14 protein-coding genes are annotated in these 19,472 nt (G+C 71.6%); 5 read left to right on the top strand and 9 right to left on the bottom strand.

All coding sequences use genetic code 11. The features are described from left to right. Nucleotides 1-14 precede the first annotated feature (14 nt). Nucleotides 15-371, bottom strand: a complete 357-nt coding sequence (locus tag ABZT93_RS15530) for a PRC-barrel domain-containing protein (protein WP_356104189.1) — start codon at nucleotides 369-371, stop codon at nucleotides 15-17. A 199-nt stretch (nucleotides 372-570) separates the two neighbouring features. Between ABZT93_RS15530 and ABZT93_RS15525 the strand changes: the two genes are divergently transcribed. Beyond that, nucleotides 571-1,119 (top strand): SigE family RNA polymerase sigma factor, encoded by a 549-nt coding sequence (locus tag ABZT93_RS15525; protein ID WP_356104186.1) that lies wholly within the window; start codon nucleotides 571-573, stop codon nucleotides 1,117-1,119. Further along, complete coding sequence (locus ABZT93_RS15520; protein ID WP_356104184.1) at nucleotides 1,116-1,808, top strand: hypothetical protein; 693 nt, start codon at nucleotides 1,116-1,118, stop codon at nucleotides 1,806-1,808. Before ABZT93_RS15525 ends, ABZT93_RS15520 begins: the two co-directional genes overlap by 4 nt. A gap of 14 nt (nucleotides 1,809-1,822) precedes the next feature. On the opposite strand, the gene ABZT93_RS15515 is transcribed toward ABZT93_RS15520, so the two are convergent. The 3 genes from ABZT93_RS15515 to ABZT93_RS15505 form a co-directional block, all read right to left on the bottom strand. Next, nucleotides 1,823-3,355 carry an APC family permease gene (locus ABZT93_RS15515; RefSeq protein ID WP_356104181.1) on the bottom strand — a complete coding sequence of 511 codons (1,533 nt, stop codon included), beginning with the start codon at nucleotides 3,353-3,355 and terminating at the stop codon, nucleotides 1,823-1,825. A 163-nt stretch (nucleotides 3,356-3,518) separates the two neighbouring features. Then, nucleotides 3,519-4,097, bottom strand: a complete 579-nt coding sequence (locus ABZT93_RS15510) for a hypothetical protein (RefSeq protein ID WP_356104178.1) — start codon at nucleotides 4,095-4,097, stop codon at nucleotides 3,519-3,521. A gap of 574 nt (nucleotides 4,098-4,671) precedes the next feature. Further along, nucleotides 4,672-5,343 (bottom strand): ANTAR domain-containing protein, encoded by a 672-nt coding sequence (locus tag ABZT93_RS15505; protein WP_356104176.1) that lies wholly within the window; start codon nucleotides 5,341-5,343, stop codon nucleotides 4,672-4,674. 343 nt (nucleotides 5,344-5,686) lie between these two features. Here ABZT93_RS15505 and ABZT93_RS15500 point away from each other — a divergent pair, with 343 nt between their 5' ends. Next, nucleotides 5,687-6,616, top strand: a complete 930-nt coding sequence (locus ABZT93_RS15500) for an anti-sigma factor RsbA family regulatory protein (protein ID WP_356104173.1) — start codon at nucleotides 5,687-5,689, stop codon at nucleotides 6,614-6,616. A 276-nt stretch (nucleotides 6,617-6,892) separates the two neighbouring features. Here the strand turns inward: ABZT93_RS15500 and ABZT93_RS15495 are convergent, their stop codons facing one another. After that, on the bottom strand, nucleotides 6,893-7,987 hold the full coding sequence (locus ABZT93_RS15495; RefSeq protein WP_356104170.1) for a Gfo/Idh/MocA family oxidoreductase: 1,095 nt from the start codon (nucleotides 7,985-7,987) through the stop codon (nucleotides 6,893-6,895). A 643-nt stretch (nucleotides 7,988-8,630) separates the two neighbouring features. Between ABZT93_RS15495 and ABZT93_RS15490 the strand changes: the two genes are divergently transcribed. Beyond that, nucleotides 8,631-9,275 (top strand): ScbR family autoregulator-binding transcription factor, encoded by a 645-nt coding sequence (locus ABZT93_RS15490; protein WP_356104167.1) that lies wholly within the window; start codon nucleotides 8,631-8,633, stop codon nucleotides 9,273-9,275. A gap of 276 nt (nucleotides 9,276-9,551) precedes the next feature. Beyond that, on the top strand, nucleotides 9,552-10,430 hold the full coding sequence (locus ABZT93_RS15485; protein WP_356104165.1) for an alpha/beta hydrolase: 879 nt from the start codon (nucleotides 9,552-9,554) through the stop codon (nucleotides 10,428-10,430). Nucleotides 10,431-10,950: 520 nt separating this feature from the next. Here ABZT93_RS15485 and fxsT read toward each other — a convergent pair. The 4 genes from fxsT to fxsB form a co-directional block, all read right to left on the bottom strand. After that, nucleotides 10,951-14,871 carry an FxSxx-COOH system tetratricopeptide repeat protein gene (gene fxsT / locus ABZT93_RS15480; RefSeq protein WP_356104161.1) on the bottom strand — a complete coding sequence of 1,307 codons (3,921 nt, stop codon included), beginning with the start codon at nucleotides 14,869-14,871 and terminating at the stop codon, nucleotides 10,951-10,953. Next, entirely contained in the window at nucleotides 14,868-16,196 is a 1,329-nt protein-coding gene (locus tag ABZT93_RS15475; RefSeq protein ID WP_356104158.1) for a TIR-like protein FxsC, read from the bottom strand. The genes fxsT and ABZT93_RS15475 overlap by 4 nt, the downstream gene beginning before the upstream one ends. Nucleotides 16,197-16,285: 89 nt before the next feature. After that, nucleotides 16,286-17,137 (bottom strand): AAC(3) family N-acetyltransferase, encoded by an 852-nt coding sequence (locus ABZT93_RS15470; RefSeq protein WP_356104155.1) that lies wholly within the window; start codon nucleotides 17,135-17,137, stop codon nucleotides 16,286-16,288. Beyond that, nucleotides 17,134-19,323, bottom strand: coding sequence for a radical SAM/SPASM protein FxsB, inactivated metallohydrolase extension form (fxsB, locus tag ABZT93_RS15465; RefSeq protein WP_356104153.1), 2,190 nt, complete (start codon nucleotides 19,321-19,323; stop codon nucleotides 17,134-17,136). The genes ABZT93_RS15470 and fxsB overlap by 4 nt, the downstream gene beginning before the upstream one ends. Nucleotides 19,324-19,472 lie beyond the last annotated feature (149 nt).

The raw sequence follows: 19,472 nt of genomic DNA, 5'->3' as shown, positions 1-19,472 counted from the left end.
CTCGACAGGGCCGGTCAGCGGCGGGCGAGCTGCCGCTCGCCGTTCGCGCCGGGCTGGTACGGCAGGCCGTAGTGCGCGAACACCGCGGCCTCGTCCTCGGCGGGCAGCACATCGTCCGTGCCGATCGCCGGACCCTTCCTCACCAGCGACCGGTCGTAGCCGACCTTGACGTAGCCCGGCCCCACGACCGCGTCGTGCAACGGGACGAAGACCAGCTGACGGCGGGTGGGCAGCCCGACCTGGACCGTACCCATGGCGGGCTCGTCGGTCCTGGTGTCCACGTAGACGGCCTCCAAGGTGCCGATCTTGTGGCCGTCCGCGTCGACGACGTCGTGAGTGCGCCACTCACGGATATCCGCACTCTGGATCATCCTTGGGTCCCTTCGTGCCTCGGTGTACCCGGAGAAGGCACTTTTCCGCGTTCCCGTATCAGCCCTGGTGACACCTCCGCGCGCAGCGGCGCGAGCGCGGGCGCCGACCCTGACCCCATGGCCCGAGAAAATCCGGCCGGCAGGGCAGTCGAACGTCCTTCAGCACCCGTCTCTACAGGGGAACGAGGGAGGGCACACATTGAACGCCGACGAGGAACGCCAGTTCCGCGAGTTCGTGGCGGCGCGGTCGAGATCGCTGCTGCACACGGCCTATCTGCTGACCGGGGACTGGGAGCAGGGCCGGGACCTGCTCCAGACCGCGCTCGCCGCCACCGCTCGGCGCTGGTCGAAGCTGCGCGACCGGGAGCAGCCGGAGATCTATGTGCGACGGGCGCTCTACCACGCCCAGGTGGACCGCTTCAGGCTGCTCAGCTGGGGGCGTGAGACGGTCACCGACAGGCTCCCGGACCGGCCGTCCGCGCAGGCCGGCGACTGGGCCGACACCGTGGTCCAGCGTCAGGACATCATGACCGCGCTGCGGCGGCTGCCCAAGCGCCAGCGCGCGGTGATCGTGCTGCGCTACTTCGAGGACCGGCCGGACAGCGAGATCGCCGCGATCCTGGGCGTCGCCCAGGGCACGGTCCGCAGCCAGACCCACAAGGCCCTCGCCTCTCTCCGCACCACCCTGGCCGGGGCGGGGTCGTCGGCCGCCTCCTCCACTGCCTCCGGAAAGGGCGCCGTCGCATGAACGACTCGATCGAACACCCGCTGCACGACGCCCTGCACGCCCATGTCCGGGAGAGCGACGGCGAGGCCGGTGCCCATCTGGTCGGGCTGGCCGACGGCGCGTTGCGGACCGCCCGGCGGCGGCAGCGGCTGACCCGCGCCGGGGTCGGCGTCGTCGCGGCCGTCGCGGTCGCCACCACCTGGGTGGCCGTCGCGGACGGAGCGACCCCGCGTGCGCACGTGGTTCAGCCGGGGGCGGGCAACGGTACCGGGAAGGCGGCCCTGATCTCCCTCCTGCCGGTCACGTCCGCCGACCAGCAGGCGTGCGCCCGCGGCAGCGGTGGCTACACCGTGCCCGCGAGCGCGACCCACCCGGAGTCGTGCGTCCGGGCCGACCGGGCCGCGGGCATGACCGACGTGCGGGTCACCTCCGCCAAGGCCGGGAAGAGCAAGGGCATCTGGCAGGTCACGGTGAGCTTCGACTCCACCGACCGGGAGCGGTTCGCCGCACTCACCGGCTCCCTGGCACCAAATCCGTACCCGCGCAACGCGGTGGCCATCGTCATCGACGGCAAGCTCTGGGGCCTCCCCTACGTGAACACCTCGATCACCGGCGGCCGTGTCGAGATCGTTGGGCCGTTCGGCGGAGACCTCACCAGCGCCACCGCCCATGACCTGGCCCAGCGGCTGGATCCCGGCTCCCGGTCGTAGGAGACCCGCCGGGTTCACTCCGCCACGTCGGCCGCCGCCCTGCGGGTCGGCGCGCCCAGGGCCCAGAACAGCACGCCGAGGAGCATGAAGCCGAGGAGGGGGAGGGCCTCGGTCAGGAGGTACTTCACCCGCTCGTCGTGATGCCAGCCGTCCGGCGCGTAGTCCTGGCTGAACCAGTGGTCGCCGAGGCCCGGGGCGACCAACTGGACGCTCGCGAAGAGGACGAGCGCGGTGAGGACCACGCTGATGGCGAGGGGCGCGGGTGCCTTGTACGGGCGGGGCACGTCCGGGGCCTTGCGGCGCAGTACCGCGAGGGCGGGGAAGATGCCCAGGTAGCTGACCAGGGTGGTGGAGACGGCCAGGCCGAGGACCGCGCCGAAGAGCTTCGCCGCGCTGCCGCCGGTGAGTTGGTGGGCCAGGATCAGGACGGCCGTGGAGACCAGGCCGCTGAGGACGTTGACGCGGACCGGGGTGCCGAAGCGGCTGGAGATGACGCCGAGGAAGCGGGGGGCCGCGCCGTCGTATCCGGAGACGGCGAGAGCGCGGTCGGAGCCCATCACCCACGTGACGCCGGACGACAGCACGGTGAGGATGAACAGGATCGCGGCCAGGTCCCCGAGCACGCTCCCGGCCCCGCTGAGGGTGGCGGTGCCGTCGCCGGCGACATGGCCGCCGTAGACCGTGAAGACCTGGCGGATCGCGTCGAGGAAGCCGCCGAGGCCGGTGATGGCCTTGACGGGCAGGACGAGCAGGATGCCGAGGATCGGCAGGGCGTAGAGCAGTACGGCGAGGCCGGCACTGCGGAAGACGGCGTACGGCACGTCCTTCTGGGCGTCGGTCATCTCGTCGCCCGCGGTGCTGGGCAGTTCGAAGCCGACGTAGTTGAACATCAGGACGGGCACCAGGCCGACGAAGCCCGCGTAGGTGGGGGAGAAGTCGCCGAGTCCGAAGCCGTGCAGGCCGTGCCGGGCGGCGTAGATCACGCCGGTGACGGTGAACAGGCCGAGGAGGAGGAAGCGGCTCCACGCGCCGAGGGTGGGGATCCACTTGCCGACGTCGAAGGAGAGGATCGCGGCGAGGACGCCGACCCAGACGAAGGCGAGGGTGAAGAGGTAGAAGGCGGGGGTGCTCAGGTCCTTGCCGTCGTTGAAGAAGGTCGTGTACGCGGTGACGGCGGAGACGGAGAGGGTGCCGCCGAGCCAGACCGGATTGGTGATCCAGTAGAGGAAGTTGTTGACGGCGCCGGCCAGGCGGCCGAAGGCCCGGCTGGTCCAGATGTAGGGGCCACCCTCGTCGGGGAACGCGGCACCGAGTTCGGCGGTCAGCAGGGCCGAGGGGACGAAGAACACGACGGCCAGCACGATGAGCCAGGTGAACGCCTCGGCGCCGGAGGAGGCCACCGTGCCGATGGTGTCCACGCCGACGATCGTGCACAGCAGGAAGAACAGGATGTCGAAGCGGCCGAAGTGCTTGCGCAGCTTCTGGCGTTCCGACCGGGCTGCCGGCGGCGCGTCGGCCGGCTCTGAGGTGATGGGGCCAGCGGTCACCGGGAACTCCTGCGGATGAGCGGCGGTACAGGCGGAATTCGGCCATGATCGATGCCGTCGCACAAGCTCACAAGCATTCTTTGGGAACTCTTGACCGGTTATTGCCGAAAACGACAGGGTAGTGCCGAAAGGCAGGCCGACGTCGGCCATGGGCGCCCTACCGTCAGGGGAGCTCCGTGCGCAGGGTGTCGCGCAGCCGGCGCAGGTCGTCCGCGGGTCGGCCCAGGCCGTTGAGGCGCAGCCGGGCCGCCTCGGTGCGGTCGACGGGGCGGGCGGTGAAGGCCAGGTTCATCGAGGCGCGCAGCATCCACAGGTCGTAGGCGAGCAGCCGGGCGGCGCGGGCCTGTGCCGCCATCAGGTCCGGGTCGGTGGTCCGCAGGTCCTGGAGCCGGGTGCGCAGCCGGTGCAGGGTGATGCTCTGCAGCCCGCAGTCGCGTGCCGTCCCGCGGGAGAGCGGGCCGGGCTCGCCGCACGCGGCCACCGCCTCGTCGGCCGGCGTCTGCGCCGCCACCGCCTCGTCCAGGACCGCGACGAGCGCCCGCAACTGGTCCGGCCGCGACGGACCGGCCGGGGCCGGGCGCCGGTGGGGGCGCACGAGGGGGCGCAGGAGAGGTGCCACGGCCGCGAGCAGCCGTACGGCGCGTACGGCGGCGAGGCACCGCCGGACACCGGACCACCGCGGGGCACCGGGTCGGCGTGCGGCTCGGGGCGCGGGCGCGTCCGGAGCTGTGCCTGTGCGCATGGCCCCTCCTGGCGAACGAGGCGAACGACGCGTCCGTGACGGCGTCGGCGGCAGGCCACCGCCCGCCGCCTGAGACCCCGCCAACGGTCCTGGCGGGTGCGGAGAACCGGCTTCCGGCTGCCGCGTCCCTCCAGTGTGCGCCTCGTGCGCGGCCGGGTGTTCCCGCGCGTCCTGCCGACAAGGCTTGATCGGGCGTTCTCAGGGGTAGTTGTCCTCCCCCGGGAGTAGCGGGAGGCGGTTCGGTCGTCCCGGGGAGGCAGGGCAGGTGCCTCCGTGGGCACGATGTGCGGGCGGGTCTCGGGGACGAGGCTGGTTCGTGTCGGGGAACAGCAATTGAGGCCCTGGGAGGGCGCCATGAACCGCCAGATCCGTGTTCGCGTCAGCCGTCGGCCCTCGTCCTCCCGTGACACCCGGCAGCCCGAGATCGACCGCAGGACCCCTTCGGGACGGCTGCTGCCGTACTGACGCCGGTCCGCACGAGCGTCGGTACCGCTGCTCGCCAGCCGGCAACCGCCAGCCGCCAGCCGGCCGCCGGCCTCTTCGGGTCATGGCCGGCCCGGCCCCCCGCCGGTGGTCAGTTCAGACAGCGGTCGATCGCCGTCCGCAGCGCCCGGCGCAGTTCGGGCGACGGCGGCGGGCCACCGCCTTCGGCACCGGCCGTCACCTCCGCGGCGACCTTGCGCAGCTTGGTGTTGGAGAGCTGGGAGGCCTCCCGCAGGACGTTCCACGCCTCGTCCGAGGAGCAGGCGTGGGTGGCCATCAGGATCCCGCGCGCCTGGTCGATGACCGGGCGGGTGGCGATCGCCTGCCTCAGCTGCTCCACCTCCGTGCGCAGCCGGTCCAACTGCTCGGCGCGCTCCAGGACCACGACGGAGGGCACGGACTCCCGGCGCGTCCCGGGGCCGTGCAGCGGATCGTCGGGATCCAGGCCGGCCAGCTGAAGGACGCGGCGCGGCTGGTCGTTCCAGCCGGTCGCCGTCACCCGCACGCGACGGCGGCGGGCGTAGGTGTCGAGGACTTCCAGGAACTGCAGTCCCGTCGTGTCCATGAAGGACACCTCACTCATGTCCAGGTCGACCCGGTCGGTGTCGTCCGGCAGTCGCGCCAGGGTCCTGGCCAGGGTGTCCGCACAGCCGTGGACCAGATCGCCGTGGGGGACGAGCACGGCGCCGCCCCCCTCCACGCCGCTGTCGATGATCAGGGTGTTCAGCCGCCCTGTGAGTGAAGTGTGTGTCGCTGAGCTCATGTCCGCCTCGCTGCTCCCCACAGTCGTCACGACGTTGAGTCACCGATCGCCGCCGGACTCCGGCTCCGAGCACGGATGTGGCCGTGCGGAATCCGCCGGTGCTGGGATGCGCCTGCCCGGCCCGTCGGGGAGTACACCCGGCCCGGCGGGGAGTGACGGGCGCACTCCGGGGGTAAACGCGGTCTCGTGCAGGTCTTGACAGGAGACGTTTCGGGAGGGGAGACGTATCGGAAGGGGCAGGATGGGGTCAGCAGTGGGGAGTCGATGTGAGGAGCCGGTACGAGGCGTCACGACGCGGCGGCTTTTCGGTGCGCGGGAACTCGGTGACACCGCGGTGAACGCCGTGGCCGAAGCCGCGGATCCGTTCGTGCATCCCGCGCTCTTCTACCGCGACGAGCGGGAGTACCTGGCCGCGGTGGTGCCCTTCGTGCACAAGGCGCTCGCCGCCGGGGAACCGGTGGCCGTGGCCGTGCCCACCGAGAACCTGCGGTTGCTGGAGAAGGAGATCGGCGCCGAGAAGGACATACGGTTCCTCGACATGCGGGAGGCCGGGCGCAACCCCGGCCGGATCATCCCGGGGGTGCTGCGCGCCTTCGCCGACGCCCAGCCGCCCGGCACCCGGGTTTGGATCGTCGGCGAACCGATCTGGGCCGGCCGCTCGGCCACCGAGTACCCCGCCTGCGTCCAGCACGAGGCGCTGATCAACGCCGCCTTCCAGGGCCGCGAGGTCACCATCCTGTGCCCTTACGACACCCGGCGCCTCGACCCGCAGGTCGTCGCCGACGCCCACGCCACCCACCCCGTCGTCGTCGACGCCGGCTCGGGGCGGGAGGAGGAGAGCGGACGGTACGACTTCGAGGCCGTGCACGCCCGCTACAACGCCCCGCTGCCCCCGGCCCCGGACGTGGCCGCCCACGCCTTCGTCTCCGACGTGCTCGGCGAGATCCGGCACCTGGTGACCGACGCGGCCGAGCGGTTCGGGCTCGTACGGCCCCGGCTCGACGACCTGGCGCTCGCCGTTGCCGAACTGACCACCAACAGCGTGGTGCACGGCGGCGGTTCGGGTCTGCTGCGGGTCTGGGCGGAGGCCGGGCACGTGGTGTGCGAGGTCCGCGACCGGGGACACCTCACCGACCTGCTGGCAGGGCGCCGGCCGCCCTCCCGGGACCGGCTGGGCGGCCGGGGCCTGCTCATGGTCAACCTCGTCGCCGACCTGGTCCGCGTGCACACCGGGCCCGAAGGCACCACCGTCCGCTGCTGGTTCGCCCTCTGACCCGCGCGGGTCAGCGGGGCCTCGGGGATCCCGGCGGCGCCCGGCGACCCTGCGGTCCGCCATCGGCAACTGACGCCCCATCAACTCCCCGCCACTGAAAGGCGACCCGCACCTGACGGTCGCCGACGACCACGCCGGCACCCCGTCCCGTCGAGCAGCCGTGCCGCCGGGCTGCCCCGTGCACCAGGGCCTCCAGGACCCCTTCTGCGAGCCAGTCGCCACCGACCTGCACCAGCGCCAGGTGCGCCTGGAGACGGCCCCCTTTTGCCGTGCCGGTCAGAGCAGGGGGACTCGGCTGCCCGTCCGCGCCGAGGTCCTGATCGCGTCCAGCAGGCGGTGGGTACGGACCGCCGTCGAGAAGTCCGGGGCGAAGTCGCCGCCCGTGCGGATCGCCCGGACCAGGTCCGTGTAGACCTGGGCCACGTTGTTCACCGGGGACGGGGTGCCCAGGAGCGGCCGGTAGGTGTCCGGCAGCGGCACCTGCTGTGCGGGCGTGCCGTTCGCCGTCCCGTGGGTCAGGGTGAAGCGGGGGCCCACCAGGGAGTCGTCGGACGAGACCAGGACCAGCCTGCCCGCCCGGCCGTGCACCTCGACGCGGAAGCCGTCGCCCCTGGGCCCGCCCGTCATGAAGTGGGCCGAGGCCGTCGCGCCCGACTCCAGCACGCCGTGCAGCGCGATCTGGTCCGGCGAGGTGACCTCGATGCGCTCGCCGCTCTCCTCCATGGTGACGCGGTCGATACGGGTCGCCAGGGTCGCCGACACCTCGGTGAGGTTCCCGACGGCGTACTGGAACATGTCCAGGGAGTGCCCGCCCACCACGGCGACGTGGTTGACGCCCTTCGTCTCGTCGAACAGCGCCGCGTACCGCGTCGACCACACCTCGGCCGTGGACAGCGAGTACAGCAGGGTCACCGACAGCACCTCGCCGATCAGCCCCTGCGCCAGCAGGTCCCGCAGCAGCCGTACTTCGGGATGGTGCCGGCTCTGCAGCCCCACCGCGTGCCGTACGCCGGCCGCCCGCGCGGCCACCTCGAAGTGCTCGGCGGTCGCGGCGTCCGGAGCCAGCGGCCACTCGCTGTAGACATGCTTGCCGGCGGCGATCGCCGCCTCCATCAGACCGTCCCGGGAGGGCAGTTGAACGGCGATCGTGACCAGGTCGACGTCCGGGTCGGCCATCAGGGCCCGCGCGTCGGCGTACGCCTTCTCCGCGCCCCACACCGCCGCGGCCGCCCGGGCTCCTTCCCCGCTCGTACCGGCGACCGCCGTGATCTCCACGTCGTCGAGCGCCTGGAGCGCCGGGAGATGGATATGGCGGCCCCACCCCCGTTCGGCATGTGCGCCGACCACTCCCACTCGGATCCTGTCCGCCATGTGTGCCACCCCTCGATCGCGTCTTTTTGGGTCGCTGGTCCGTCAGATGTGTCCGGACGTGGGCGCCGCCTCGGGCGTCACCTCGACCGATTCCACCGTGGCCGCCCCCGGCTGCTCGGTGTCCCGCGGCACGAAGAACGTCACAGACCGGCGAGAAAGACCTTCGTCGTGCCGAGCAGGTCACCGAGCCGGCCGGACGGCAGCAGCAGTCCGGCGAAGGCGATGAGGTAGGAGTTCACCACCCAGGACAGGCTTCTTTCGTCGCCACATCGGGATCGGGTCTCGGGGCCACGCGGCGTCACCGGACGTCGAGCGGAACACGTACGTGTGAGGCCGCACCGCACCCCGTGCGCCCCGATGCCGTCCGGACACGCGCCCGGGGTGCCCTCGGCGTGGTCGCCCGGTCGGCGCCCGCGGGCAGCACCGGCGGTCCGGGCTCGTCGAACGACACGGAATCCGTCTGGTCAAGGAAGGGGGAAACGCGCATGAGTGACTCCTGGGGGGAAGTGTTTGAGCAGAACAACGTCGAACTGGACGTACTGGAGGCCCGATTGAGCGCCGCGCCGAAACAATACCAGGCGGTTGGTTTTCTGTGAGGGGAGAAGGCAAACTGGTACCGGTTCACGGTGAAGGGGTTGGTGGCATGGCCAGACAGGAACGCGCAGAGGTCACTCGGGCGGCCATTCTCGACGGGGCGGCACGGGCCTTCGACGCGGAGGGGTATCACGGGACGACACTCGGTGACATCGTCAAAGAGGCGGGGGTGACGAAGGGTGCCCTCTACTTCCACTTCGCGTCGAAGGAGGACCTTGCCCAGGCCCTCATCGACGAACAGTTCTCCGTCCTGGATCCGACGGCGGGCGACGAGAAACCCGGGGTGCAGACCGTCATCGACACGCTGCACACCATGGCGCGGCAGCTCGTGGACGACGTCCGCGTGCGGGCCGGTATCCGGTTGGTCATCGACCAGAGCTCCAAGACGGGCATCGTCAGCGAGCCGTACACCCGGTGGATCGAGCTCTTCCGGGGCTGTCTGGTCCACGCGAAGGAGCGCGGGGACGTCAAGGCGGACGTCGACCCCGGCCGGGTGGCCCGGCTCATCGTCGGTTCCTGGACCGGACTCCAGCTCAGTTCCCAAGTGCTCACCGGTCGCGCGGACTTGAGTGAGGAGACCACCCTCATGTGGGATCTGCTGCTGCCCAGCATCGTCCCGCCGCGCAGGCTGTCCCGCTTCCGCTCGGAGGGCAGTGTCCGCGGCGGCGTGCGCGAACTGGTCGGTGTCGAGTAGCGGCGATGCGGTACGCGGAGGCGGGGGTGCCGGATCCGTCCCGGGCTGCCGAGGAGGCTCCGGTTCGCCCCCCACGCCACCGGCAAACGGCATCATCCCGGCGGGGGACATGCCACGCCTTCGTCTCCGACCTGCTCGACGAGATCCGGCTGAAGTGCACCGTTATCCGCGGCCCTTGGCCCCGCTTGACCTGCGTGTTCGTTTCGCCGTACGCCCGCCTGGGCAGGGTTCGGGCAGCGTGGCCCGGTCAAGGCCTCGGGTGGGGGGAGCGCGGCTGTGCCCGACCAAGTGCGTACGGCGGACGGACGACGGTTACGGGTGGAGGTCTCGGGGGATCCGCACGGACGCCCCGTGTTCCTCCTGCACGGCATGCCGGGCAGCCGGGTGGGGCCCAAACCCCGCTCGATGTTCCTCCACCAGCGCGGCGCGCGTCTCATCAGCTACGACCGGCCGGGATACGGCGGTTCGGACCGTATGCCGCGCCGGCGGGTCGCGGACGTGGCCCAGGACGTCGCCGACGTCGCCGACGCCCTTGAACTGGACCGGTTCGCGGTGGCCGGCCGGTCCGCCGGCGCCCCGCACGCCCTGGCCTGCGCCGCGCTGCTGCCCGACCGGGTCACCAGGGCGGCGGCGCTGGTGGGCTTGGCGCCGCGCGACGCCGAGGGACTGGACTGGTACGCGGGCATGGCGCCGTCCAACGTCGCCGCCCTGAGTACGGCCGCCACCGACCCCGAGCGTTTCGCCGCCGGCATCATCCCGCGCTCCGCCGCCATCCGCAGCGATCCCGCGCGCCTGCTGGAGGAACTGCGCGAGGACCTCACCGCCGACGACCGGCTGATCGTCTCGGACAACACCATCCGCTCGATGCTGCTGCGCAACTACCGCGAGGCGCTGCGCACTTCACCGTACGGCTGGATCGACGACGCCCTCGCCCTCACCGCGTCCTGGGGCTTCGACCCGGCGCGCATCAAGGTGCCGGTGCTGTTGTGGCACGGCAAGGACGACGTCTTCGCCCCGGCCGCGCACGGCTCCTGGCTCGCCGACCGCATCCCGCGTGCCACTGCCGTCCTGGAACCCACCTCGGCCCACTTCGCCGCGCTCCGCGCCCTGCCGGCCGTCCTGGACTGGCTGCTCACCGACGCGATGGCGCACTGACGGGCGCACGAACGGCCCCGCGGACGTGCGGGTGCCTTGCGATGCGGGGCGTCTGCCTGTGCGGGGGCGTCGGCGGGTGGGCGCGGACGTGCGGGTGTCTTGCGATGCGGGGCGTCTGCCTGTGCGCCGGCGGGTGGGCGTATGGAAGCGAGGGTGCATGGCTGTGCCGGGGGCGGCTGACCGTGCGCGTGGGTGGGCGGACGTGCGGGTGTACTGCCGGGCGGGGCGTCTGCCCATGCGCCAGTGGGTGGGCGTATGGACGCGAGGGTGTATGGCTGTGCCGGGGGCAGCTGGCCGTGCGCGTGAATGGGAGTGTGCCGGGCAGCTGACCGTGCGCGTGAATGGGAGGACGTGTGGGTGCGGCGCCTGCCGGGCCTGCGCGTGTGGGCGCGTTGGCCGGCGGGCGTGCGGCCACACGCGTGTGTGGCCGCCCGGGTGCGCTGACACGCGGGCGCGCCGCCGAACCGGTGCGCGGCGACGGGCGGCGCCGACTCGGTCGGTGGCGCCGCCCCGCCCCGGATCACACCGACAGGGGCTCCAGGTCCCGGTAGATCCGCCGCTCCCGGCTCGCCAGCAGGGTGATGCCGTTGTCCTCGCCGAGCAGCAGGCGCAGTTCCGCCATCGCCTCCACGCGCAGGGCACGGGCCTCCGCCTCCCGGCCCAGGGCCCGCAGGCTGAGCCCCAGGTTGGTGACTACGGCGAGCGTCTCGGGGTGGTGGCCGCCGAGGGCCTCGCGCAGCACCGGCAGCGCCGCCTCGTCCCGTTCCCGCGCCTCCTCGAAACGGCCCTGGTCGTAGAGGACGTTGGCGTAGTTCACGCTGCAGAACACGGCGTGCGGATGATGCTCGCCCAGCACCTCCGCCATACGGGGCAGCACCCTCAGGAACACCGACTCCGCCTTGTCCAGGTCCCGGCAGCCCCAGTGGAAGATGGCCAGGTTGTTCAGGGCCGCCTGGGTGTACGGGTGGGCCTCGCCCGGCACCTTCATGTACTCGGCGAGCACCTCCCCGGCCAGCTCCCGGGCCCGCTCCCGTTCGTCGGCCGCGAACAGGTCCGCCGCCAGGTTCAGCTCGCAGGCCAGCGAGTCGGGGGTCGGCGCCGCGTACTGGTCCTTGTACTGCTTGCGGGTCGCCTCGGTCAGCCGGCGGGCGTCCTCCAGCTGGCCGTTGCGGCGCAGTGACACCGCCAGGGACTTGGCGCAGCGCAGGGTGCCGGGGAAATCCACGGTCAGGATCCGTTTGTGGGCCGCGTATGTCCGCGACAGGATCGACACCGACTCCGCGTAGCGTCCGACCTCCCGCAGGTCACGGCCGAGGCACTCGGCCGAAGCCAGCGTGTACGGGTGGTCGGGACCGAGGATGGCCATGCGCCGGTCGAGCGTGTCCTGGTCGATGCCGCGCGCCTCGCTGTAGTTGCCCACCATCCGCAGGGCGAGGGCGAGGTTGTTGGCCGCGCTGAGGGTGCGCCGGTGCGACTCGTGGAAGATCTCGCTGAAGCCGGTGTGCGCCTCCTTGGCCAGCTCGACCGCCTTCGTGTACTCACCGAGCGCCGCCAGGTCGCTGGAGAGCCCGGACATGGTGGCGTACGTGTGCGGGTGCTGCGCGCCCAGTTCCCGGCGCTGCCGCTCCAGCAGGTCCTCGCCGATCTCCCGGGCCTCCACGTAACGCCCTTGCGAGCGCAGCACGTTGGCGAGATGGAAGCGCAGGTAGAGGTAGTAGACGTCGTCCTCGCCGAGCACCGGCCTCCAGTGCTGGAGCAGGTCCTCCGCGAGGCGCCTCGCGGCCAGGAAGTCACCGCGTTTCCACTGGTAGCGGACCCGGTCGATGAGCAGTCGCCGGGTGTCGGCCTCACGGCAGTTGCGGGCGTCGGAGGCGGACAGGTGCGGCCAGATGACGCCGAACCGGGGCCAGGTGGTCGGGTCGTCGATGGGTTCGTCGCCGTCGGGCCGGGCGCCCGCCAGGACGGTGTGCACGACGTGCCGGGCCTCCTGCTGCTTCTCCTCGGGCATCTGGGAGCGGATCACCGCCTGCACCAGCCGGTGCACCTGGAGGCTGTTGGTCTTCTGGTCGACCTTGGCGAGCGCGAACCGGCCGATCTCCCGGATCACCCGGCCGAGCAGCAGACTCTCCTGGAGAGAGGGGTCGTACGGCTTGAGCGCCGTGAGCATCTCCTTGCTGTAGAGCAGCTGCTGGGAGATCGGCTCGGGGGCGAGGAAGGCGCACAGCTGGAGCAGCCGTACCGCCGCGGGTGATCGCTTCTCCAGCTGTTCGATCGAGACGTTCCAGGTCGCCGCGACCGTCCGCGGGTAGTCCGGCGGCTGGTTGAGGTCGAGGACCTCGGTCGTCTGCCGGGCCAGCTGCCGCAGATAGTCCTCGATCGGGGTGGCGGTCTCGGCCAGCCAGGCCGCCGCCTGTTCGACCGCGAGCGGCAGATCACCGACGGCCTCCGCCACCCGGTCGGCGTCCTCGGCCGTCAGACCGCCCTCGGTGCGCCGGGTCAGGTGCTCGATGCTCTCCTTGCGCTCGAAGACGTCGATCTGCTGGGACGCCCCGTGCTGCGACCAGGCCTGGTTGCGGGAGGTGACGACGATGTGCCCGCCGTCCCCGGTGGGGAAGTAGCGGGCCAGCTCCGAGGGATCGCCGGCGTTGTCGAAGACCAGGATCCAGCGTTTGGTCGGCAGCCCCCGGGACAGCCGCTGCACTGCTTCCTGGCTGGCCTTCGTCATGTCCTCCTCGGTGCCCGTCGCCCCTATCAGCGGGGCGAGTTCGGCCAGCGAGGCGACCACGTCGTCGATGTGCTCGGCGGACATCCACCAGACCAGGTCGTAGTCGGCCATGAACCGGTGCACGTACTCGATGGCCAGCTGGGTCTTGCCCACGCCGCCCAGTCCGAACAGCGCCTGCGGCAGCGGCGGGCCGGACAGCTCGCCGAGCTGGGTGCGGATCCGGTCCATGATCGGCGCCCGGCCGGTGAAGGTCGTGTTGCGCTGGGGGGCGTTCCAGATGCTGGGGGTGATGCCGGGGAAGCGGGGGGCCGTCGGGCTGTTCTCCGCCTGCTGCAACGGGAGTTCCAGCGCGCGCTGGAGGGCGGCCACGCACTCCGTCTCGTCGAGCCGGTGCAGGTCCGTGCAGGGCTCCGGGAGCGGGACCTCCTCCACGCGCAGCGGTATCACCGAGCCGCGGGCGCTGTCCGGGGGCCGCTCGCCGAGGGCACGCCAGACCGAGTCGGCGTACCGGGACTCCTGGAAGGTCTTCGACAGCAGCACCACGGTGTGGGCGGTCGTCTCCGCGGGCTCGACCGGACCGGTCGATATCTCGTGCAGCGTGACCTCGCAGCCGGCCCGCTTGAGGAGGTACTCGACCCAGTCCGCCCACATCCGCTTCTCCGCCGCGTACGCGACCACGATGTCGGCCACGCTGGTCAGCGGCCGGCGCCTGAGGTACGCGTCCCGGCACCGCAGCCGGACCGGTTCGGGGATCTGCGGCAGCGAGGTGACCTCGCGGTCGGAGATCACGGCGGTGAGCCGCTCGAAGGCGGACAGCAGCGAGTTGGCGATGCCGCTCTCGTCCCCGACGGTGGCGAGGGTCTCCTCGTAGGCGTAGTACGGGCGGTAGGGGATCTCGACGTTGCCCCAGTAGGCGCTGAGCTCCTCCTGGCTCAGCGGCCGGCCGTCCGCACCCTTCGGCAGCCCCTCGAAGCGCATCCGGGCCAGCGCGCGTCCGGCGTCGACCTTCTCCTTCTCGCCCTCGTCGATGCGCATCGGCACCGGCAGGACCCGTATCCGGCGCGGCCGGTAGCCCTCCTCGACACTGCGGGCGACGACCGCCGCGCCCTCCAGTGCCTGGTCGCTCAGGGTGAAGCAGTCCACCAAAACGTCGGGCATCTCCATCGTGCAGATGTCGGCGTTGTCCGACAGGCCCGTACGGCTGTCGATCAGGACGTAGTCGTACGTCGCCTTCATGCTGGCCCGCAGCGCCCTGAGGAAGGTGCCGCCGCCCAGCCGCTCGTAGAAGTTGTCCCATTCGAACGAGGTGACCGCCGCCGAGTAGGCCCGGTCCTGGCGGCCCGCGGAGAGGAAGTCCAGGGAGCCGCCTTCGGGGAAGTGCAGGTCGAAGCGCTCTGGGCGGATGGACACGGCGTGCTGCTCGACCTGGGCGTAGGACAGGTGCCAGTCGTCGGGGCGCTGGACATTGGTGGTCGCGGCCCAGGCGTAGTCCTGGATGATGTTGATGACACCCGGGGTGGCGGACAGCGCTTTGGGATCGAGGAACGGGTGGAAGAAGCGGTGCAGGCCCGGCGCCTCCAGGTCCCAGTCGACGGCGAGGACCCGTTTGCCGTTGGCGGCCAGGATCCAGGCGGTGTTGGCCAGCGCCATGGTGCGCCCCGTGCCGCCTTTGTACGAATAGAAAGTGATGACACGTCCGTCGCGCGGGCCCGTCATGCTTCTCCTCCGTGGTCGGGTCCGCCTTCCGGGTACGGCGGCTGGATGGGGCCCAGCAGACGGGGCCTGGGCACGTGCGGACCCGGCGGCGGATGGGCCTCCGCGTGTTTCAGGTACTGCCGGGTGGTGTGCGCCACGACGGCGGGCAGCACGTCGGTGAACGCCTTGAGGGTGGGGACGCCGTTGACCGCGGTACGGCAGTCGGTGCGTCTGCCGCGCTCCAGCAGCAGCGGGAGCGTGCGCTCGAACTCCGTGGTCAGGCGCTGTCCCTCGTCGCCGTGACACTGCAGGTCGGCGCGGTTCCACGGGACGACCGCGCTCACCCAGGGCTGGGCCTGTGCGTCGAACGCCCGTAATCGACGCCGCCGTTCCTCGTCCATCAGCGTCCAGCGGTCGACGAGCAGGATGCGCGGTTGGCCCGTCTTGCCGCCCTCGTCGTCGGCGCCGGGGGAGAGGGGGCCGTCGGTGTCCTCGTCGTCGAAGGAGGAGACCGTGGGCCGGTAGTCCAGCGACCGGATGAGCTCCTCCGCCAGGGCGGGCAGCGGGCGCGTCGACTCGGAGTGGTACGGGTTCCAGTCCAGTGAGTTCTCGCCGTACGGGCGCGGGTCCCGGTCCTCGGGAACGCTGTCGAGGGTGGGCGCGGCCACCGTCAGATGGATGTGCCGCGGCTCCTCGCCGCGCGGCCGGAACGCGCTCGGGGTCGTCTCGTAGTCGCGCGGCCGGCCGGGCGGCAGCGGCGACTCCTCGGCCACCTGGACGATGCGCTGGGCGAGGGTGAGGACGGTCTCCTCGTACTCGTCGCGCAGTCTGCTGAGCTTGATGAGCCCGTAGAAGCCGTTGGTCGCGTAACGGTCGCCGAAGGTCGTGCGGTCCAGGTGTATGTGGCGTATGGAGTCCGGCAGTTGATGGAAGTCGACGCGCGTCCACAGGGCCGGGACGATGGCGGACACCTCGCGTCCCCCGGCGGCCTTGGTGTGCAGGAGGCGCTCGTTGAACGCGAACAGCTCCCGGCCGCACATCTCGCTGGTGAAGTAGCGCGGGGACAGCAGCGGTACGAAGACCCGGCAGCGTGCCAGGTTCTCGCTGAGCTTTCGCGGCCAGCCGACGCCGGAGCCCATCTCCCGGTCTATGAAGCCGACTTCGGCGCCGGCGGGCAGGTCGGTCAGCGCCATGATGTGGTTGCACAGGTCCCGGTAGAGCTGGTGCACCCAGTGGTCGGGGTCGCCACCGCCCGACCCCCACGGCGGGGTGTGGGCATAGCTGAGGAAGAAATAGGGCTGCCCCTCGGCGGAGGCCTGCCCCCACTCTCCGTCAGGTGTGTCCAACACGCCCCCCTGCGCGTCGGTGACCCCTTAGCCGGAGCCACCTGGAACCGGAAGAACAATGTGCCTGACCAAGGGCCCGGGCGGTTCACTTAATTCAGGTCATTTCGGAGGCGATATCTGGACAGTTGATCGCGTACGTCGTCGACGGCGGCCCGCATTCCGAACAGCGTGACGGGTTTTCCGGACCATTCCCGCCGTACGAGGAGCTCATCCGGAAGCCTTGCGCCGGCCTCCGCGAAGTCACCGTCGTACAAGGTCAGATCCTCGTACGTGATCCAGTTGCCCTTGCCGCCCACCACGCAGCGGTACAGCCGCTGAGGCGGTCTCGGGGTCATGCGGTACTCGGACAGGTGGAAGGCGCTGCACACCTCGAACCCCACGCGCAGCAACAGCACTTGGGCGTCGGCGGCGTACAGCCGGGCCAGCGGTGAGCGCTCGCCGAGGTGGCAGTGCGGGTCGTGCCCGGCGAGCAGTTCGCCCGCCCGCGGACCGATCGCGGCGAGTGAGGTCTGCGGATGGTCGCTGCGCACGGCCCCCGGAGTGGTCCGCACACACTCGGCCAGCGCGCCCATCGTCGGGCAGGGGGTGGCGTCCGGCTCGAAGGGGGGCATCGACGCACGGAACTCCTCGGTCTCCTGAGCGCTCAGGTGCGCGACGAGGGCCCGGTGGGCGGTGGAGCTGTCCGAGTTCTCGGGCGTGAAGGCGGGCACGACGAGCGTGCCCCGGGGGCCTAGCGCGTCGAGCAGCGCGTCACGGACCTGGGTGGGGGACAGGCCGGTACCGCTCAGGGAGGCGTGGACCATGAGGGGTGCTTCGGGGTTGATGGGCAACTCGGCCAGGAGGTCGCCCAGTTGGGGGGTGCTGGTTCGTGGGGTGGCGGCCGGGCGGGCGTCGCCGCGTCCGTTGTTCGCCACGGCCGCCCGGGTAAGCGTCTCCGTCACGATCGCCCCGCGATCGCCGTCCACTCCGCCCGTAGCTCCGCGGCCAGTACCTCGCCGCTCTCGGTGAGGTCGCCGTCGGGCAGTTCGGTCAGGGCGGTCAGGGCGCGTCCCGCCCGGGCCAGGGCCTGGAGGCCGTCCGGGGTCTCACAGCCCCAGTACGCCACGTCACCCAGTCCCTCGACGGCCTCGGTGAGCAGCCGGCCGGCCTGGTTGCCCGGCACATGCAGATCGGTCGTCGCGCGCAGTGCGGCCAGCCGGGCACGGCGTCCGAGACGCGGCAACTCCCGCACGAACGCGGTGGGTTCGAAGTCCACGGCGACGCCGAGACCGCCGAGACCGTCGGTGGCGAGCCGTACCCCGGCCCCGGCGACGAGCGGGGTGACGGCGTCGACCCGCAGGGCGTTGCGATAGTCCTCCGCCGCGGCCCCCTGCTCCGCCCGGAGCTCGTAGGTGGTCCGCAACCGCTCGCGGAACGCGGCGAGATCGTCCGGCGCCAGCGGGGCGGTGACCGGGGCGGGGTAGACCGCACGGCGGGGGTCGGCGTCGTCGATGAGCAGCGGTTCGCTGTCCGCCACCTTCAGGACCGTCAACGGTCTCCAGAATTCGGTGGGTTGATCACCGACGGTGAGCCGCGTCCCGTCGGCGGTGCGGACTTCGAGACCCCGGGCGCTCACCAGTGCCTCCACCCGTCCCGGCGCGGGCAGGGTCAGGGTGCCCAGCGTCGGCAGGTGCAGTTCCCGCTCCGGCTGCTCCCAGGTGAGCCGCAGCGGGGCGTGCGCGTGGACGGCCGCCGCCACGGCGACGCGGGCGAAGCGGGCGGCCGTGATGTGGGCCGCCTCGGCATGACGCAGGGCGGCCCGCAGATAGGGGTGGGACAGCACCCGGTTGAGGTGCTCCGCGGTGTTCCGGTCCGCGTCCAGCCGGAGCAGGGCCGGCCAGGTCGCGTCCCAGTCGGGGTGCCCGGCCAGCCGTTTGTTGGCGTAGGCGAGGAGGGCCCGGTCCAGCTCCTGCCGGGCGAACCGCAGGGCCTCCGGGTCGAGGACGGCGGGCGACAGGGCGCGGTCGGTGATCCGCTCGGCGATCCCGTCGACGAGGGCGCGCAGGTCGGCGCAGAACACCGACGGGTTGTCGAACTCGCGTTCGCTGCTGTAGCGGTGGGCGTAGAGACCGCCACCGCAGGACTCGACCACCGGGCACTCACGACAGGTCTTCGACAGCCCCAGCAGACCGCGTTGCCGGGCCTGTACGCCGGGATGGTGTGCCACCTGCTCGAAGGTGTGCTCGTCGACGTGATAACCCGTGGCGGGTGCGCCGTCGTAGGCCGTCTTGAGCGAGTCCACCTGCTCGAAGGAGCCGTCCGTCTCCACGACCGCCAGGTCGGAGGGGGCCAGGCCCATGGCCTCGGTCAGACTGGGCCCGCCCCGCAGCGTGCTGAGCACCGAGTCGAAGGTCCGCACCCGCACCTTGCGGCCCTGTTCCGTCCAGCGGTCGAACACGGCGAGGAGCCAGTCGGCGTACGGCGTCGCCGAACCGGAGGAGCCGCGCGGCGGCGGGGTGTCCCAGGTGGAGTGGGGCAGCAGGTAGTCGATCCGGGGCGGTGCGAGGGCCGACAGTGTGTCGTGCACGACGACGGGATCGTTCGCCACGTCCACCGTGCAGAGCAGTCCGCCGTACAGATGCCGGTACTCCTCGGTGCGCAGCAGGTCGATCCCGCGCAGGACGCGGTGGTAGCTGCTCCGGTACCTGCGGTCGAGCCGGTGCCGGTCGTTGGCGGCCTGGTCGCCGTCGAGCGAGACGCTCACGAGGACGCCGTACTCCCGGAAGACGTCCAGGTGACGGCGGCTCAGCTGTACGCCGTTGGTGTGGATCTTCAGCTCGAGTTCGGTGACACCGGCCAGCGCGGAGCTGAACTCGGCGCAGATGGACCGCAGCCGGGCGGGACCGGCCAGCAGGGGCTCACCGCCGTGCAGGATGACGGTGACGGAGGCGAGGCCGTGCTCGCGCGCGTACGTGGCGAAGCGGGTCGCGGTCCGACGGACCGTCTCCTGACCGATCACGACCGGGCGGGTCTTCCAGCTCTTGTCCGCGTGCTCGTACACGTAGCAGTGGTCGCACGCCAGATCACAACGACTGTGGATCTTCAGGACGAGTTGCTGGAGTGGGTGGTCCCCCAGAGAAACGGTCACTTAGCACACGCTACCGCGCGCCGTCACTCCCGCACGCCCTGAATCGGCCAATTGGGTTACCGCACAGGTGTGTTGTGGTTTCGGACCGCCCCCCGGCGGATCGACCGCGCGCGCCGTCGTGGACGGCGTGCGCGGCCAGGCCGGACTGT

The organism is Streptomyces sp. NPDC005303 (genome assembly GCF_040607335.1).
Classification (GTDB): domain Bacteria; phylum Actinomycetota; class Actinomycetes; order Streptomycetales; family Streptomycetaceae; genus Streptomyces.
Note: the sequence above shows the minus strand (reverse complement) of the source record. Positions and strands in the feature narration are given on the sequence as shown.